This window comes from Methylobacterium sp. Leaf125, assembly GCF_001423085.1.
Taxonomy (GTDB): Bacteria; Pseudomonadota; Alphaproteobacteria; order Rhizobiales; family Beijerinckiaceae; genus Methylobacterium.
This window is the reverse complement of sequence record NZ_LMNU01000001.1, coordinates 527,862-545,002: the sequence shown is the minus strand read 5'-3', so window position 1 is coordinate 545,002 and position 17,141 is coordinate 527,862. Positions and strand designations below refer to the sequence as shown.

The 17,141-nt window shown below is 71.7% G+C and carries 13 protein-coding genes; 9 read left to right on the top strand and 4 right to left on the bottom strand.

The genetic code is table 11. From position 1 onward, the window contains the following. Positions 1 to 338 precede the first annotated feature (338 nt). The 4 genes from ASF58_RS02430 to ASF58_RS02415 all read left to right on the top strand — a co-directional run bounded on the left by ASF58_RS02430 (position 339) and on the right by ASF58_RS02415 (position 4,461). Positions 339 to 1,610, top strand: a complete 1,272-nt coding sequence (locus ASF58_RS02430) for an ATP-binding protein (RefSeq protein ID WP_055946927.1) — start codon at positions 339 to 341, stop codon at positions 1,608 to 1,610. Between the two features lie 15 nt (positions 1,611 to 1,625). Continuing rightward, positions 1,626 to 2,003, top strand: coding sequence for a response regulator (locus ASF58_RS02425; protein WP_055946925.1), 378 nt, complete (start codon positions 1,626 to 1,628; stop codon positions 2,001 to 2,003). Positions 2,004 to 2,137: 134 nt separating this feature from the next. Further along, complete coding sequence (locus ASF58_RS02420; protein WP_055948642.1) at positions 2,138 to 2,803, top strand: DJ-1/PfpI family protein; 666 nt, start codon at positions 2,138 to 2,140, stop codon at positions 2,801 to 2,803. Between the two features lie 185 nt (positions 2,804 to 2,988). Further along, complete coding sequence (locus ASF58_RS02415; protein WP_055946923.1) at positions 2,989 to 4,461, top strand: amino acid permease; 1,473 nt, start codon at positions 2,989 to 2,991, stop codon at positions 4,459 to 4,461. A 45-nt stretch (positions 4,462 to 4,506) separates the two neighbouring features. On the opposite strand, the gene ASF58_RS02410 is transcribed toward ASF58_RS02415, so the two are convergent. The 3 genes from ASF58_RS02410 to ASF58_RS02400 all read right to left on the bottom strand — a co-directional run bounded on the left by ASF58_RS02410 (position 4,507) and on the right by ASF58_RS02400 (position 9,554). Further along, positions 4,507 to 5,406 (bottom strand): MBL fold metallo-hydrolase, encoded by a 900-nt coding sequence (locus ASF58_RS02410; RefSeq protein ID WP_055946922.1) that lies wholly within the window; start codon positions 5,404 to 5,406, stop codon positions 4,507 to 4,509. Positions 5,407 to 5,637: 231 nt separating this feature from the next. Beyond that, positions 5,638 to 6,867, bottom strand: coding sequence for a murein L,D-transpeptidase family protein (locus tag ASF58_RS02405; protein ID WP_082512779.1), 1,230 nt, complete (start codon positions 6,865 to 6,867; stop codon positions 5,638 to 5,640). 140 nt (positions 6,868 to 7,007) lie between these two features. Further along, entirely contained in the window at positions 7,008 to 9,554 is a 2,547-nt protein-coding gene (locus ASF58_RS02400) for an ABC transporter ATP-binding protein (protein ID WP_055946920.1), read from the bottom strand. Between the two features lie 277 nt (positions 9,555 to 9,831). Between ASF58_RS02400 and ASF58_RS02395 the strand changes: the two genes are divergently transcribed. From ASF58_RS02395 to ASF58_RS02375, 5 genes are all read left to right on the top strand, one after another. Continuing rightward, positions 9,832 to 13,476, top strand: coding sequence for an autotransporter domain-containing protein (locus ASF58_RS02395; protein WP_055946918.1), 3,645 nt, complete (start codon positions 9,832 to 9,834; stop codon positions 13,474 to 13,476). A 267-nt stretch (positions 13,477 to 13,743) separates the two neighbouring features. Continuing rightward, complete coding sequence (locus ASF58_RS02390) at positions 13,744 to 14,601, top strand: class II glutamine amidotransferase (protein WP_082512778.1); 858 nt, start codon at positions 13,744 to 13,746, stop codon at positions 14,599 to 14,601. Positions 14,602 to 14,750: 149 nt separating this feature from the next. After that, a complete protein-coding gene (locus ASF58_RS02385) occupies positions 14,751 to 15,491 on the top strand; it encodes a sigma-70 family RNA polymerase sigma factor (protein ID WP_055946916.1) in 741 nt (246 codons plus the stop codon). A gap of 204 nt (positions 15,492 to 15,695) precedes the next feature. Further along, a complete protein-coding gene (locus ASF58_RS02380) occupies positions 15,696 to 16,106 on the top strand; it encodes a DUF1236 domain-containing protein (protein ID WP_055946915.1) in 411 nt (136 codons plus the stop codon). Positions 16,107 to 16,321: 215 nt separating this feature from the next. Then, positions 16,322 to 16,588: a hypothetical protein gene (locus tag ASF58_RS02375; RefSeq protein ID WP_200930159.1), complete on the top strand. Its 267-nt coding sequence runs from the start codon at positions 16,322 to 16,324 to the stop codon at positions 16,586 to 16,588. A gap of 102 nt (positions 16,589 to 16,690) precedes the next feature. Here the strand turns inward: ASF58_RS02375 and mscL are convergent, their stop codons facing one another. Continuing rightward, positions 16,691 to 17,119, bottom strand: a complete 429-nt coding sequence (gene mscL, locus ASF58_RS02370) for a large conductance mechanosensitive channel protein MscL (RefSeq protein WP_055946911.1) — start codon at positions 17,117 to 17,119, stop codon at positions 16,691 to 16,693. Between the last annotated feature and the right edge of the window lie 22 nt (positions 17,120 to 17,141).

Below are 17,141 nucleotides of genomic sequence, written 5' to 3'. Positions count from 1 at the left end.
ATCGGCCGCCGGCGCCCGCCGTGCCCCTGTCGGGAGTTTCGGCCTGCCGCGGACCATCGGATCCTCCGCCTCGACCGAGACGCCAAGAGGCCGACGCGACATGATGGCCAGCACACGCGGGCCAAGACCTCGTGCCAAACCCGCGCAGCGCCGCAATTCCCATGCGCGGAGCCATAATAAATCAGCGCTCGCCCTAGTCGTGACCCTTAATAGCTCAAAGTCAACATGCGCTTTTGTCTGGGACGTCAAGCGTCGTTCAGGCTATAATCCGGCGCAGATCATGCCCACCGAACCTGCCCGGTCGGAAGCGGCAGAACCCGGAGCCTCCGAGACCTGACATGCTCACGATCCTGAGCGGCTTCCTCGACCGCACCAGCCTGGCACCGCACGGGATCTGCCTGCTGTGGCGCCCGGAGCTGATCTGGACGCATGTCGTCTCGGACGCGATCATCGCCTTCGCCTACTTCACCATCCCGGTCGCGCTCGGGGTCTTCGTGACCCGGCGGCGCGACATCGCCTTCGGGTGGATGTTCTGGGCCTTCGCCCTGTTCATCCTCGCCTGCGGCACCACCCACCTCTTCGGCATCTGGACCCTGTGGGTGCCGGACTACGCGGCCGAGGCCGCGATCAAGGCGGTCACGGCCGCCGCCTCGATCGTGACGGCGATCCTGCTCTGGGTCCTGCTGCCGCGGGCCCTCGCCCTGCCCTCGCCCGAACAGTTGCGCAGGGCGAATGCCGAGCTGCTGGCGCGGATCGGCGAGCGCGACGCGGCACTGGCCGCCCTGCAGGACGCTCATGCCGAGCGCGACCGGGCCGAGGCGATGCTGCGCCAGAGCCAGAAGATGGAGGCCATCGGCGCCCTCACGGGGGGCGTCGCCCACGACTTCAACAACCTGCTCGGCGTCGTCATCAGCAACCTCGACCGGATCGAGCGCTTCCTGCCTCCGGAGAGCGGGGCCCGCCGCTCCCTGAACGGCGCACTCACGGGCGCCGAGCGCGCCGCGGCCCTGGTGCAGAAGATGCTCGCCTTCGCCCGGCGCCAGCCCCTCCAGCCGGCGCGGGTCGACCCGAACCGGCTGATCCGCGACCTGTCCGAACTCCTGCGCGGAGCCCTCGGCGCGGTGGAGGGCCCGGAGATGACCCTCGCGCCCCAGGTCTGGCCCGTATGCGTCGACGCCAATCAGTTGGAGAACGCGCTGCTGAACCTCGCGGTGAACGCCCGGGATGCGACCGAGACGGGCGGGCGCGTGGTGATCCGCACGCGCAACGTTCCCGCAGCGGAGGCCGAGCAGATTCCCGCCCTGCGCCCCCTCGATCACGTGGCCATCGAGATCGCGGATCGCGGCCAGGGCATGAGCCCGGAGGTGCTCGCCCGTGCCTTCGAGCCGTTCTTCACCACCAAGGCGGTGGGTGAGGGCACCGGCCTCGGCCTGAGCCAGGTGTTCGGTTTTGCCAAGCAATCCGATGGGCATGTCGAGATTCAAAGCGAACCGGGCCGGGGCACGACAGTCTGGATCTACTTGCCTCGCGATCGAACCGAGTTATCGTCCCCTTATCCGAGTGGTGAGGCGTCCCGACTCGGTCGCGCACCACGCCTGGGCTACGCCTGACGGAACGCCACGACGATGAGCGGCTCGGCCAAACCACGAATCCTCATGGTGGAGGACGAGTCTCTGCTGCTGGAAGTCATCACGGCCGATCTCGAGGATGCCGGCTTCGCCGTCTTCCAGGCGGCGACCGCCGAGATCGCCCTGAACATCCTCAAGGTGGAAGCGTCCGTCGACATCCTGTTCACCGATATCCGGCTGCCTGGCCTGATGGACGGATGGCAGCTCGCCGAGGCCGCCCGGACCCTGCGTCCCGACCTGCCGGTCATCTACGCGACGGGATTCTCGCAGACGCCGCCCCGCCTGATCGAGGGCAGCGTGTTCTTCACCAAGCCCTACCGGGCGGCGACGCTGATCAAGGCCATCGAATCCTTCGAGGTCAGGCCGAACGCGTGAGCCAGCCCCCCGGTCCCACCCGCCGCGTGGTCGCGGTCGCCGGGCTCGCGGGTGCCGCGCTGACCGCCGTCGGCGCGTCCGCGGCCGGGGCGTCCGATGCGGAGCCCGCGCAGGCCCCGACGCTGCGCATCGCGATGCTGCTCTATCCGGGCATGACCGCCCTCGATCTCGTCGGCCCGCAGGCCTTCCTCGCCGGCATCGCCGGGGGCGGGCTGCACCTCGTGGCGCGCATGGCGGGCCCCGTCGCGTCGGATACCGGTCTGGCCCTCCTGGCCGGGGACAGCTTCGAGACCTGCCCGCGCGACCTCGACGTGCTGTTCGTCCCGGGAGGCGACGGCACGCCCGCGCAGATGCGCGATCCCGAAACCCTGGCCTTCCTGCGCGACCGGGCGGCGCGGGCCGGCTGGATCACCAGCGTCTGCACCGGCTCGCTGATCCTCGGGGCGGCCGGCCTCCTGCAGGGCTATCGCGCCACCTCGCACTGGTGCGTGCGGGACCGGGTGCTGCCGCGCCTCGGCGCCATCCCGGTGAATGAGCGCGTCGTCTTCGACCGCAACCGCGTGACGGCGGCCGGCATCTCGGCGGGGCTCGACTTCGCCCTGGCGCTCTCCGCGCGCCTCGCCGGTGCGGATGCGGCCCGCACGAGCCAGCTCGTGGCCGAGTACGCCCCGGCGCCGCCGTTCGCGGCCGGAACGCCCGAGACGGCCGGCCCGGCCATCACCGACCGGGCGCGGGCGATCCTCGGCCCGCTCATCGCCGGATCGGACGCGGCGGCAGCGGCGATGTCCGCGAGCCCGTGACGGGGGTCCGGCCCGAAATCTGCAGGTGCGGACCCGGGCGCATACCACTCAGGCGGGCAGGCGCCGAGATCGCAGAAGTCGGGCATACGGAGGCCTCGCGCAAGACGGTTCCCACCCGATCATCGCATTCCCGATCGGCGCGGCCTCGCGCGGATCTTCGCTCCCAACCAGGATAGGACACACCCATGGCGGCAGGCTTCGCGGGCGACCTCACCCGCACGAAATCGCTGGACCGGCTGAACCGCGACGCGGAAGGCGGCGAGAACAAGCTCGCCCGCACCCTCGGTCCCTGGAGCCTGATCGCCCTCGGCATCGGCGCGGTGATCGGGGCCGGACTGTTCTCGCTCACCGGCATCGCGGCGGCCGAGTATGCCGGCCCGGCGGTGGTGATCTCCTTCGCCATCGCCGCCATCGGCTGCGCCTTCGCCGGCATGTGCTACAGCGAACTCGCCGGTATGATCCCGGTGGCGGGCTCGGCCTACACCTATTCCTACGCCACCATGGGCGAGTTCGTGGCCTGGATCATCGGCTGGGACCTCGTGCTGGAATACGCGGTGGGCGCCGCCACCGTCTCGGTGAGCTGGTCGAGCTACGTCACGCGCTTCCTGCACGACACCCTGGGCATCAACCTGCCCCCGAGCCTGATCCGCTCCCCGTTCGAGACCTATGCGCTTCCCGACGGCACCCTGGCGCACGGCCTCGTCAACCTGCCGGCGATCTTCATCATCGTGGCGGCCTCGGCGCTCCTGATGATCGGCATCCGGGAATCGGCCCGGGTCAACGCCGTGGTGGTGCTGATCAAGCTCGCGGTGGTGGCGGTCGTGATCGGGGTCGGCCTGTTCTACATCAAGGCGCAGAACTACGTGCCGTTCATCCCCGAGAACACCGGCACCTTCGGCGAGTACGGCTGGAGCGGGATCATGCGGGGCGCCGGCGTGGTGTTCTTCGCCTATGTGGGCTTCGACGCGGTCTCGACGGCGGCGCAGGAGGCCAAGAACCCCCAGCGCAACATGATGATCGGCATCCTCGGGTCGCTCGCCATCTGCACGGTGATCTACATCGCCTTCGCGGGCGTGCTCACCGGCCTCGTGCATTACGACCAGATGAAGGGCGACGCCGCCCCGGTGAACACCGCCATCGGCCAGACGCCGTTCCCATGGCTGCGCAGCCTCGTGACGCTCGGCGTGATCGCGGGCTTCTCCACCGTGATCCTGGTGCTGCTGCTCGGCCAGAGCCGGGTGTTCTACTCCATGAGCCAGGACGGCCTGCTGCCGGGCTTCTTCTCCAAGATCCACCCGACCTGGAAGACGCCCTACCGCTCGAACCTGTTCTTCATGGTGTTCACCAGCGCCTTCGCCGGATTCCTGCCGATTTCCGAACTCGGCCACATGACCAGTATCGGCACGCTCCTGGCCTTCATCCTGGTCTGCGTCGGCGTCATCATCCTGCGCCGAACCCAGCCGGACGCGCGCCGCGACTACCGCGCGCCGCTGGTGCCGCTGGTGCCGATCCTCGGCATCGTCAGCTGCTTCGCCATGATGGTGTCCCTCGACGGGGAGACCTGGCTGCGGCTGGTCGTCTGGCTCGCCATCGGGCTGGTGATCTACTTCGGCTGGAGCCGGCGCCACAGCCGCATCGGGCGCGAGGAAGCGGCCTGATCGCGCCGAAAGGTCCCTCCCCGTCCGGGCGAGGGACCGCGCGCCTCAGGCGGTGCGCGCCAGGGCCAGGGTGGGTGCGCTGCGCACCGGCTCGCCCACCGCCACGGTCTGGCGCTCGCGGGCGATGAAGGCGGTGGGCATCGCCGCCTGCATGTCGGCCTCGACGCTGCGCAGCATCGCGTCGGTGTGGCAGGGATGCAGATGGATGATGGCGAGGGCCTTCACCCCGGCGGCCTGCGCCAGTTCCACGCCCTTCTGCCAGGTCGAGTGGCCCCAGCCCCGGCAGACCGGGTATTCGCCCTCGGTGAACATGCCGTCATAGACCACGAGGTCGGCGTCGCGCACGAAGTCCATCAGGGCCGTGTCCGGCCACGGATCGCTGTGCTCGATGTCGCTGATTACGCAGAGCCGCCGGCCCGCATGCTCGAAGCGGTAGCCCACCGAGCCCTGCGGATGGTTGAGCAGGATCGTGTCGACGGTGGCGCCGTCCGGGAAGGTCAGCCGCTCGCCGGCCTTGAAGCCGTGATGGGCCAGCCGACAGGGAATGATGTCGAGGGTGACGGGAAACAGCGGCGGCGAGAACAGCCGGTCCAGGGCCACGGCGGCGCTCTCTCCGTCGAGATTGCCGCAATAGGTGTTGAGGGTGCGCTCCGGGTCGAGCACGACGGGCTTGAAGAACGGCAGACCGGCGGTGTGGTCGAGGTGCAGGTGGCTGAAGAGGAGATCGATCTCCTTGGGCATCGCATCGCGGTGATGGCGGCCGCAGGCGTTCAGCCCCGAGCCCGCATCGAGCAGGAACAGCCGCTCGCCGCACCGGATCTCGAGACAGGGCGTGCTGCCGCCGAACTCGATGTAATCCGGGCCGCTGACGGGCGTCGAACCGCGTACACCCCAGAAGGTCAGGGTGAGGCCGTCATCCGCGAAGGGACGGGAGGAGAAGGTCATCGTTCGATTACCATATGCCCCGATCCCAACGCGGATCGGGTGCCCTTCGTCGCACCGGCGCGATCCAATCCTCGCTGGTCGGCGATAAGCGGGTGCCGGGATCGAAGTGGAACTGCTCTGAGGTAGTAAGCCGCCTGCCCCCCCGATGTGCGAGCCCGCACATGGCTGGGTGAGGAGCCCGTCGGCCCGGAACTTCACCGGCGAACTGTGTCGACCCGGCCACCGGCCCGCTCACCGCTGCGCCAGGACGTCGATGGCGCCCCGGGTCGGACCGGGCGCCGGCAGGTGGCCCGAGAGGCTGAGGCGCACCAGGCGCGGCCAGGCGACGGGATAGGCCTCCGCCCCGGGAGCGGCCGTGGCCAGGGGCGCGAAGAGCATGGCCTTGCGCTCATAGGCGGGCACGAAGCCGGGCATCCGGGTGCGCGAGAGCGGCGAGTCCGGCGCGACCCAGCGCGACCAGACCGCTTCGGCCACCTGGACCGGGCGCGGCCGGGCCGCGATGACCACCACCTCCTGGCCCGCATACGCGAGGGCTTCCGGCCGGCTCACGTCGCCGAGGGAGGTCCCCCTGGCCGCGAGCGCCGCCCAGAACGGATGTTGCGCCCCGTCGGAATAGGTGGTGCGCACGGCCGCACTCCCCTCCTCCACCAGGGTGGCGATGCGCGCCTCCTCGGCCCGGTGATAGGCCACGACCTGGGCCTCCTTGACCGGATCCTTCGCGGGCGCGAAGGCGTAGCGACCGCCGGCCACGGTGACGGCCGGCTCTTCGCCGATGGCGTCGAACCGGTCGGCGCCCTCCTTGAGCTGGCGCCAGAAATCCATGTTCGCATCGGTCCGGTGCCGGGCCATGTTCGCGGCCGTCATCCGGAACGGGAAAGACTGGAACTGGAAGGCGGATTGTCCGCCGGCGAAGGCCTCCCGGGCGATGGCGTAGATCTCGCCCACCACCTGGTCCGTCATGGCAAAGCAGCCCATCGACGAGCAGACCCCGTGCACCATCACGGCCGAGCCGGTGGAGCCGTGGGCCCGGTCATAGGCATTGGGGTAGCCGACGTCGAAGGAGAGATAGTAGCGCGAGTTCGGGTTCATCTGGCGCTGGGGCACCGTGTAGAACCCCTCGGGGGTCTGGCGGTCGCCGCTCTTGCGCTTGGGGCCGAGCTGGCCCGACCAGCGGCAGATCGGGAAGGTCTTCACGTGGACGAAGCGGCCGGTGCCGGCCCGCTTCCAGACCTCGATCTCGGATTCCTTCTTGTAGGCCCGGAACAGCACCGGGGCCGCCGCAGTGGTACCGCGGGCCTGCATCAGCGCCAGGGTGGCGGCCGGAATCGGGGCGAAGGCCTTGGACGGCTCGGCGGAGGCGGGTGACGCCGCGATCACGGCGCCGAGGGCGAGGATCGGCGTCGCGAGAGCGAGAAGGGCCGACGCCGCGCGGCGGAGCGGACCCCGGGACAGGAAGACCATGCGGGGTCCTGAAGAGCGACCCGTCCGCTGGCGGGCGGACGCCCGTGCACGATGCACACCGCTCTGCCTATCGCATCCCAATGGGGCGGCAATAGGGGAAGGCCCACGAAAGCCGGGGAAGGCCCGGTTCTCACCCGCGATCAGGCGGCCAGCACCGTGTTGCGCTCGATGCGCAGCACCGCGTCGAAGGGCGCGACCCCGGCCAGAACCTCCGCATCGGGCAGGCAGACGATGAGGCCGCAGCCGGCCCGGGCGGCCCGCAGGGCCGCGAGGCGCGCGCGGATCTCGTCGCCCTTCCGGTCCTCCAGGGCGATGGCGATGACGACGATGTCCGGCCGGCGCACGAGGCAGCGGGCGAGGTCGATGGCGATGCGCTCGCGCGGGCCGATGGCGTTCTCGCCGAGGCTGGATCCGCCCCCCGCGAGGCCGGGCTCGACCCGGCTCGCGAGGCCGAGGCGGTAGACGGCCGGCTCCAGGCCCTCGTCGGCGAGCACCCGACGCACCAGGGCCCGCACCCGCGCCTCGGCGCCGGCCTCCTCGCCGTTGATACGGCCGAACAGGATGTTCTCCTCCAGGCTCGCGGCGGCGGTGAGCCGGTCCGGATCGTAGAACTCGACCGTTCCCCGCAGGTTGGCCGGCATCAGGCGCGCGAAGGAGCGGCGGGCATCCACCAGCCGCTCCTCGAAGGCGGCGTCGATGAGGCCGAAGCGGTGCCGCGTCTCGCTGTAGCGCAGGGCGAGGCCGATCAGGCGCTTGCGGTCGCGCTGGCCGGCCGGACCACGGCGCCAGCCCTTGGCCTCGGGCTGGCGACCGACGAGATCCTCGAAGAAGCCCCGCTCGGCGGCCGGGAACAGCGAGAACGTCTCGAACAGGGGATGATCGTCGGGCAGGTCGGCGAAGATCTCGACGAGGCTGCGGGCGACCTGGAGCCCGATCTCCGTGAGGGGACGGCTGAGGCCCTCCGCCTCCAGCACGGCGCGGAGATACGGGTGCGCGGCGATGTGGTCGGGGGCGAAGGCCGGCCCCACCGCCTCGCCGAACAGGATGTTCTCGCCCACCGTGGCCTGGTGGTTGTAGCGGGCCGGATCGAAGGGCTCGACCAGGCGGCCGGCCTTGTCGGCGGCGAGCGCCTCGCGGACCGCGTGGCGGGCGGCCACCACGGCGCGGGCGATCTCGGGCTCGGCCGCCGGGTCGACCGTGCCCTCCAGGCCGCGCGCATACGCGAAGGCATCGAGGCCGGTGATCCGCAGGGTGGCGATGAGGTCGTCGGGATCGGGCGTCCCGGAGGCGCCGTAGAGGATGTTCTGGCGCAGGGATCCCTCGATGAGGATGGCCTCGGCCCCCGCCAGGGCGATGCGCCGGGCCCGCGCCTCCGGCTCGAAGGCCCGCAGGTCGATGCCGCCATAGGTGACCGCGCCGGCGGAGGGTTCGAGCTGCCCGGCCAGGATCGCGGCGAGCACCCGGCTGCCGCTGCCGCGCTCGCCCAGGATGGCGACGTGGCCGGGCATCGGCAAGGTGGCGTCGACGCCGGCCAGCCGCTCGCCGGTGGTGGGATCGTAGGCTCCGACCCCCTGCGCCACCAGGGCGCCCGCCTCCGGCAGGGCCGTCACCGTGCCGGGGCGGGCGGGGGCACGGCCCTCCAGGGCCGGAACCGCGACGGCGACGTCGCGGAACGGGCCGGCGAGGGTGCGGTGCAGGCTCGCCATCCGCAGGGTCACGGTGAGGGCCACCACCGCGAGGGCGAAGCCACCGGCGGCGGCCAGCAGCGCCCCGGGCTCCACCGGCTCGGTGGTGCCGTCATGGCCGCGCCACAGCGCCACCGCGACGACGATCGCGGGCAGCAGGATCGCCAGCGCCATGGAGGGCGCACGGGCATAGGCCAGGGCGGATTCCGAGGCCGCGAGGGCGTCGCGCGTGCTGGCGCCCTTGGCCGCGAGACGCCCTCGCTCGAAGGCCGCGGCCCCGTGCGCCCGCACCGCCGGCATGCGGCGGATCAGGTCGGACAGGGCCCGCCCGGCGGCGCCACCGGCCCGGAGGCGCAGGGCGGCCCGATCCTGCATCCGTCGCTGGATCAGCGCCCGGGCGAGGCCGGCGGCCAGGAGCCCGGCGGCGACCGTGGGCACGAGGCGCGGCGCGGCGAGGCCGGCGAGGACGAGGGCGAGGACGGTGCCGCCGACCGCCAGCGCCGGCACCAGGATCGCCAGGCCGAACAGCGTGTCGAGGCGGGCGAGGAGGTCTCCCATGGCCTGGGCCAGGGCGCGGGCCTCGTCGCGGGCGCCGGGCGGCGCGCGCAGGATCGCCTCGGTGACCCGACCCTGCAGGGCCGCCACCGTCCGGGTCTGGGCATGGAAGCAGAGGCGCGCCACGGCCCAGCCGAGCCCGGCCGAGGCGAGGGCCGCCGCCGCGAGGCCGAGGAAGGCCGCGCGCACGAGTTCGCCGTGTGGCAGGATCCAGCCGGCGAAGGCCACGAAGGGCCCCTCGGCATCGGGACGCCAGGGCAGGGCCGCGGCGATCCGCAGGAACGGCCTCGTGGGATCGGTGTCGTGCACCTGCACGCCGACGAGATCCCGCAGGCACAGGAGCGCGAGCAGCGCGAGGGGTCCGCCGAGACCGAGCGCCAGCCCGATCGCCGCGGCATGCTCCCGCCGCGCGGTCCGCCAGGTGAAGGCGATCGGATCGCGGTCCATCGGCACCCTGTCCACGATGCCCCGGAACGGGGCCCGGGGAGCGGCTTAGAGGATCGTCTCCGGCGGCGAAAGCGCGGGGGCGCACCTCGGCGGACCATCGGTCCGCTTCCGCGCGGCAACCGGCGATCCGGTTGCGGCAATCCGGCCACACCCGCCACGCGCGAACCGGCCCTCCCGCCGAAGAGGGCGCGGGAGCCGGATCCGTCACGGACGCGTCTTACGGCCAAGCTAGCGCTGCCTCGCAACACCGCGCCTGCCTGCTTCCGTGCGAGGATTCGTGTCCGGACATCTCAAGACCGCCCTGCTCGCCGCCACCTGCCTCCTGCCTGTCGGCGCGGCGGCGCAGCAGATCCCGACCGCGCCAGGGGTCGGGTTCAACAACAGCACCGCGGTCAGTCCCGGAACGGTCGTCCCGCGCATCCTCGACAGCTACGTCGGCCTGATGACGGCCAATCCCGCCGTCATGACCCAGAACTACCAGACGGTGGTGCGCCTGACGCAGGGCCGGACCGCGGACCAGACCCTCGCGGCGATCCATGACGACCGCACCGGGCAGGCCTACAGCATCCTCAACGGGCTCGGGTCCCTCACCTCGGCCTACCTCACGGGGGCCGGGGCCTCGTTCACCGGCACCCGGCCGGCGAGCCAGGTGCCGACCTCCTATGCCACGACGACGCTCGCGGACTACGCCGCCAACCTCAACACCGGCGCGAACGCGAATGCGGGCGCCACGACCTTCAGCAACGGCACGGCGACGCCCCTGGCGGCCGCCGTCCGCTTCATCGACGACACGGTCCGGGGCAATGCCTCGACGGAGCCGGCAAAGCGCGTCTTCGGACGCTACCAGGGCCCGAATCCGGCCATCGATCCCCTGGCCGCGCGGTTCAACGACTACAGCGCCACCACGAACAAGACGGCGCTGTCCGCCGCCGACACGGCGGCGTTCGCCGTCCCGAGCTACCTCTCCAACTTCCCTGCGCCGGCCGTCTACGGGACGACGGAGCGCTGGGTGAAGGGCTTCACCGTCACCCAGGCGATGATCGACGCCAATGGCGGGCGCCCCCTGACGGCGCCCGATGTCGGGTCCTACAACGCGGCCGGCGTCTTCACCGCGGCGACCTTCGGGGTCGGCGCCTACGTTCCGGGCATCGGGACGGCGCCCCGCCCCTACCGCGTCACCACCGACGTCGTCACGCCGGCGCTGCTGAATCCGCGCAAGAACACCACGAACGCCTACGCGGATGGCGGCTATCCGAGCGGCCACACCAATTCCGGCTACCTGCAGAGCCTGGGCGTCGGCTTCCTCGTCCCGCAGCGGATGCAGGCGCTCCTGACCCGCGCCTCCGAACTCGGCAACAACCGCATCCTGGCCGGCATGCACTCGCCCCTCGACGTGATGGGCGGCCGGATGCAGGCGACGGCGATCGCCGCCACCAACATCTACGCCAGCCTCTACGACGCCGCGGGCAACCGGATCGACTGGACCAATCCGGCCAATGCGGGCGCCTACGCGGTCTATCAGGCCTACCAGCAGACGAAGGCCTACCTCGCCGCGAGTTGCGCGGCCGGAACCGTGGCGGGCTGCCTCGCCGGAACCGCGCCCGACGGGACCGCCGATCCCTTCGGCAGGGCCGCGCAGAACAAGGCGGACTACACCGCCCGGATGACCTACGGCTTCCAGCCGACCGGACCCGGCACGCCGCTCACGGCCGCGGAGGTCCCGATCCAGGCGCAGGTGCTCCTCCTCACCCGCTTCCCCTACCTCAGCGACGCGCAGCGCCGCGAGGTCCTGGCGACGACGGGGCTGCCTGCGGGCTATCCGCTGCTCAGCGGCAACACCTACGACGGCTGGGGCCGCCTGAACCTGGTCTCGGGTGTGGACGGCTACGGCGCGTTCAACGGCGCCGTCACGGTGACGATGGATGCCGCGAAGGGCGGGTACGACGCCAGCGACGCGTGGCGCAACGACATCGGCGGCACGGGGTCCCTGACGAAGGCGGGCAGCGGCACCCTGGGGCTCACCGGCACGAACACCTATTCGGGGGGCACCACGATCGTGGGCGGCACCCTCGTGGCCTCCGCCGCCGGCCTCGGCTCGGGCGCCATCGTCGACAATGCCAGCCTGATCCTGGACCAGGCCAGCGACGGTACGCTGGCCAATCCCATCGCGGGCAGCGGGCTCCTGACCAAGGCCGGCGCGGGCAGCCTCAGCCTGACCGGCACCAGCAGCTTCAGCGGCGCCACGGGCGTGGCGCAGGGCCGTCTCGCCGTGAACGGCAGCCTCGCCGGCTCGGTGGTGACGGTCGGTTCCGGCGCCAGCCTCGGCGGCACCGGCACGGTGGGCGGCTTGGCGGCCCAGTCCGGGGCGGTGGTGGCGCCGGGCAACTCCATCGGCACCCTCTCGGTCGCGGGCAATGCCAGCTTCGCCCCGGGCGCGACCTTCCAGGTGGAGACCGACGCCGCCGGCCAGGCCGACCGCCTCGCGGTGGCCGGCACCGCCACTCTCACCGGCGGCACCGTCCAGGTCCAGGCTGCGGCCGGGACCTATGATCCGCGCACCCGCTACACCGTCCTCACCGCCGGCGGCGGCGTGCAGGGCCGGTTCGCCGGCGTCAGCGCCAACTTCGCCTTCCTCACCCCCACCCTGCGCTACGCCCCCGGCGCCGTCGACCTGACGCTCACGCGCAACGACATCGCCTTCGCCAGCATCGCCCAGAGCCGCAACCAGGCCAGCGTCGCCGACGCCGTCCAGGCCGCCGGGGCGGGGGCCGCCCTCTACGGGCGCACCGTCGGCTTGACCACGCCCGAGGCGCGCGCCGCCTTCGGGGCGCTCACCGGCGACATCCACGCCAGCGCCGCCGGAGCCCAGTTCGAGACCGCCTTCTTCGTGCGCGAGGCCGTCCTCGACCGCCTGCGCTGGGGTGCCAGCCCGGGCGCGGCCGAGCGCGCCGATGACGGCGCCCTGCCGGTGGCCTACAGCGCCGACCTCCCCGGCCGGGCCGCCCCCGCCGCGCCGGTGCCGGTACGGGTCCTCGACCCACGGGTGTTCGGGCTCTGGGGCCAGGGCTTCGGCAGCTTCGGCCAGGCCCGGAGCGACGGCAACGCCGCGTCCCTGGCGCGACAGACCTCCGGCTTCGTGCTCGGGGCGGATGCGCGCCTGGAGACGGGCTTTCGCCTGGGCGTGGCGGGCGGCTACACCGCCACCAGCCTCGACAGCGCCGGGCAGCGCGCCTCGGGCACGATCGAGAGCGGTTTCGGGGGCGTCTACGGCGGCTTGGAGCAGGGGCCCGTGAGCCTGCGCCTCGGCGCGGTCTATGCCGACCAGGCGAGCCGCCTGCGCCGGGCCGTGCGCTTCGCCGGGTTCGCCGACAGCGCCGCGGCCCGCTATGGCGGCGCCACCGTGCAGGGCTTCGGCGAGCTCGGCTACCGGATCGTCCTGGGAGGGCAGCAGCCCGGGCCGCTGGCCCTCGGAGCGCTCGCCGCGGTTCCGATGCAGCCGGCCTATCTCGAGCCCTTCGTGGGTGGGGCCTACGTGTCGATCGGGCGCGACCGCTTCGCCGAGACGGGCGGGCCGGCGGCGCTGACGGGGGCGGCGCAGACCAATGCGGTGGCGACCTCGACGCTGGGCCTGCGCGGGCAGGCGAGCCTGGACTGGGGGGTCGCCGCGCCGGTCTCGCTGCACGGGCTGGTGGGCTACCGCCGGGCCTACGGGGACGTGGTGCCCAAGGCGCTCCTGAGCTTCGGCACGGGCCCGGGCTTCCTGGTGGCCGGCACGCCGATCAGCCGGGACGCGCTGGTGGCCGAGGCCGGGCTCGACCTGCGGGTGGCGCGCGACACCACCCTGGGCGTGGCCTATACCGGCCAGGTCGGCGCACGCGCCCAGGACCACGCCGTCAAGGGCAACTTCACCTATCGGTTCTGAGCCGATCCGACGCACCGGCGCGGGAACACGCCCCGCCGGACCCCACGGGTCCGGCGGCGTTCGCGCATCGGGACCCGTGCGAGGTTCGAGGCGGCACGCGGTTCGGGAGCCGTCCGGGGCTCCCGTGCGCGGAGCGGGGCGCTTCCGGCGGATTAGCGGCTCCCGCGGGCGGGAAAATCCTCTAGAGTGAGTCGCCCGGCGCCCTCGGAGGAGTTCGCCGCCCCGCACCGTCCTCCCTCCGTCCCACGCGAAGTCCCCCGAACCTCCATGTGCGAACTGCTCGGCATGAGCGCGAACGTGCCCACGGATATCCGCTTCTCCTTCGCCGCCCTGGCGCGGCGCGGGGGCGAGACCGGCCCGCATGCCGACGGCTGGGGCATCAGCTTCTACGAGGGACGCGGCGCCCGCGCCTTCCACGAGCCGGAGCCGAGCGCGCAGTCGGAGCTCGCCAAGCTCCTGCGCAGGACGCCGATCAAGAGCCGCATCGTCATCGCCCACGTGCGCAAGGCCAATCGGGGGCGGGTGAACCTCGAGAACACCCATCCCTTCAGCCGCGAATTGTGGGGCCGGCGCTGGACCTTCGCGCATAACGGCCAGCTCAAGGGCGTGAAGAAGTGGCCGCTGACGGGGTTCAAGCCGGTGGGCTCCACCGACAGCGAGCATGCCTTCTGCTGGATGCTCGACCAGCTGCAGCAGCGCTGGCCCGACCTGCCGAGCCCGGCGCGCATCGACCGGGCCGTGGCCGACCTCTGCGCCGCGCTGCACGGCCTCGGCGTGTTCAACATGCTTCTGTCGGACAGCCGCACCCTCTACGCCCATTGCGGCAAGCGCCTGTGCTACCTGACCCGCTGCGCCCCCTTCGGCACCGCGACCTTGGTGGACGAGGACTGGCGGGTCGATTTCGCGCAGGAGACCGGCGCGCAGGATGTCGTCACGGTGATCGCGACGAAGGCCCTCACCCGCGACGAGTGCTGGATCGACGTGGAGCGCGGCCACGTGCTCTCCCTGCGCGACGGCGCCGTGCGCATCCTCAAGCCGGCCAAGGCCCGGGGAGGCCCCTCCAAAGCGGCCGCCGCTCCGGCGATCCCGCGCCCGGACCGGGTCCCGTCCTCCTGCGGCTGTTGATGCGGCACGGCACATAACCGCCACGGTTGTCCGGCGGGATGCGTGGCCGGCCCAGATGCGCTACAACGCGCGATATCAGTTGACCACGCGGGTGCTCTCGGACGCCTCGGGCCGACACGAAACCTGACCGCCCCAGATTACGACGAGCCATGACACGCGACGTGACCGACACCGACCTCGACGCCCTGTCGGCCTCCGCCGACGGCCGGCCGAACCTGTCCTCGAACATCCGCAGCCATCTCGGCGAGCACCTGCGCACGATCTACGAGCGCCTGGCGCCGGACGAGCAGCCCACCCGCTTCGCCGAACTCATCGCGCAGCTGGAAGCCGCCCTGAAAGCGCGCGGCGAGGCGATCGAGCCGGAGTTCCGCAACGGCCTGCTCGCCGCCGTGCCGTCCCTGAGGGCCTTCGCCCTGTCGCTGACGAGCAACCCGGCCCGCTCCGACGACCTGGTTCAGGACACCCTGCTGAAGGGCTGGCAGCACCGCGCCCGCTTCCAGCCGGGCACGAACCTGAACGCCTGGCTGTTCACGATCCTGCGCAACATCTTCTACTCGGACCACCGCAAGCGCGTGCGCGAGGTCGAGGACCAGGACGGCTCCTACGCCGCCCGCCTCGCCACCGCTCCGCACCAGGGTGACCGCCTCGACGTCGAGGACCTGCAGACGGCCCTGGGCAAGCTGCCGCCGGACCAGCGCGAGGCGCTGGTGCTCGTCGGCGCCGAGGGCGTCTCCTACGAGGAGGCGGCCGCCATCATGGGCTGCAAGGTCGGCACCGTGAAGAGCCGCGTCAGCCGGGCCCGCGGGCGCCTCGCCGAGCTCCTGGGCTACGACGAGGAGGACCTGAGCTCGGACCGGCTGATCCAGTCGGCCATGCCCAAGGACGCCTGATCCCACCCCGGGAGGCCGGATCCCGCATGCCCGCGGCTGCCGGCCCGTGAAGGGTCCGGCCGCGCCCGCGGGCGCGGCGGACGATGCCGTCCGCTCTCTCCGGTCCCGGAAGTTTCGACGCATCCCTTCCGGGAGTTGGACGTTACTGCCCTGAACCCGGCAGCGCTTCACAGCGTCGCGGGATACTCGTTCAGGAGCTTCACGATGAACTTCAAGACCCTTCTCGCCGCCTCCGCGATCGCCCTCAGCCTACCCATGGCCGCCCAGGCGCAGGGCCTGGTCCGCGGTGCCGAGCGTGGCGCCCAAGAGGGTGCGGACGCGGCCGGCCCGGTCGGCGCGATCGTCGGGGGCGCCGTCGGTGCAGCCACCGGCACGGTCGGCGGCATCCTCGGCGTCGATGACCGTCCCCGCTTCCGTCAGTACGTCACCCGCGAGCGTCGCTCGTCCTACGACTACAACGGCGACGTCCGCGTGGGCGCCGTACTGCCGAGCTCCGGCGTGAGCTATTACGATGTCCCCGCCGAGTACAACGCCCGCGGCGCCCGCTACACCATCGTCAACGAGCGCCCGGTGCTGGTCGACCGCAGCCACCGCATCGTCGAAGTGATCGACTAAGACGCCCCACCGCGCCCCAGGCGCGGTGACGGATCGAGGCCTCCGGCGATGCCCTCGCCGGAGGCCTTTTTCTGTCCGGAACTGTTCATCCCCTCGATCCCCGGGGAGCCTGCGGGCACTGAACGGTGCAACACTTGACGATCTCGGCCGTTACTCTTCCCGGCACGCATTGCGTGGGTACGAATTTGTCGATGGACGCGAGGGATACCCAGACAATGGCAGACGATTTCCCGCTCGACCCCGCCCTCCCCGAGCCGGTCCGCGATCACCTGGGCCAGCAGTTGCGGACGGTGTTCACCACCGGTGAGACGGTCCCGGACTATCTCGGCGCTCCGGCTGCGCCGGAGGCTTTCGCCCCCCAGCTCAAGCGGCTCGAGGTGCGGCTGAAGACCCACGAGGAAGGCACGGTGGCGGTGGAGCAGGCCCTGGAGGGCCTGCTGGGCGACCTCGGGGCAGCCCCGAAGCCCGATGGAGCCCGCTAGCTAGGGTCTTGTCAGGCTCATCGTGAGCCAGCCAGACCATACATTCCTGTCTCGACGTTTGTCGTTTGGGGATAACCGAGTCCTGCTTATCCGGGACAACCGCTAGACCGTCGGCTTCGTCGCCAGGATATCGCGGATCTCGGAAAGCAGCTTCACGTCGGCTGGCACCTCGGCCACGGCCTCGGGCTTGGCTTCCTCCTTGCTCACGAGGCGGTTCATCGCCCGGATCACGAGGAACAGCACGAAGGCCACGATGATGAAGTTCAGCGCCACGGTGATGAACTGACCGTAGCCGATCACGGCGCCCTGCTTCTTCGCGTCGGCATAGGCTGCGCCCTTCTGAACGCTCGACGACAGCGCGATGTAGTAGTTCGAGAAGTCGAGCCCGCCAGTGATCGCCCCGATCATCGGCATGAACAGGTCTTGCACCGCCGAAGTCACGATGGCTCCGAAGGCAGCACCGATGATCACGCCGACGGCGAGGTCGACGACGTTGCCGCGCAACGCGAACTTCTTGAACTCCTCGAGCATCGACCCGCCCCCGCATGCGTCG

Excerpts from the sequence above, each read along its gene's own strand:
- ASF58_RS02430 (WP_055946927.1), top strand. The coding sequence starts at position 339 with ATGCTCACGATCCTGAGCGGCTTCCTCGACCGCACCAGCCTGGCACCG.
- ASF58_RS02390 (WP_082512778.1), top strand. The coding sequence starts at position 13,744 with ATGTGCGAACTGCTCGGCATGAGCGCGAACGTGCCCACGGATATCCGC.
- ASF58_RS02375 (WP_200930159.1), top strand. The coding sequence starts at position 16,322 with ATGGCAGACGATTTCCCGCTCGACCCCGCCCTCCCCGAGCCGGTCCGC.
- ASF58_RS02425 (WP_055946925.1), top strand. The coding sequence starts at position 1,626 with ATGAGCGGCTCGGCCAAACCACGAATCCTCATGGTGGAGGACGAGTCT.
- ASF58_RS02380 (WP_055946915.1), top strand. The coding sequence starts at position 15,696 with ATGAACTTCAAGACCCTTCTCGCCGCCTCCGCGATCGCCCTCAGCCTA.
- ASF58_RS02415 (WP_055946923.1), top strand. The coding sequence starts at position 2,989 with ATGGCGGCAGGCTTCGCGGGCGACCTCACCCGCACGAAATCGCTGGAC.
- ASF58_RS02405 (WP_082512779.1), bottom strand. The coding sequence starts at position 6,867 with ATGGTCTTCCTGTCCCGGGGTCCGCTCCGCCGCGCGGCGTCGGCCCTT.
- mscL (WP_055946911.1), bottom strand. The coding sequence starts at position 17,119 with ATGCTCGAGGAGTTCAAGAAGTTCGCGTTGCGCGGCAACGTCGTCGAC.
- ASF58_RS02420 (WP_055948642.1), top strand. The coding sequence starts at position 2,138 with ATGCTGCTCTATCCGGGCATGACCGCCCTCGATCTCGTCGGCCCGCAG.
- ASF58_RS02385 (WP_055946916.1), top strand. The coding sequence starts at position 14,751 with ATGACACGCGACGTGACCGACACCGACCTCGACGCCCTGTCGGCCTCC.
- ASF58_RS02410 (WP_055946922.1), bottom strand. The coding sequence starts at position 5,406 with ATGACCTTCTCCTCCCGTCCCTTCGCGGATGACGGCCTCACCCTGACC.
- ASF58_RS02400 (WP_055946920.1), bottom strand. The coding sequence starts at position 9,554 with ATGGACCGCGATCCGATCGCCTTCACCTGGCGGACCGCGCGGCGGGAG.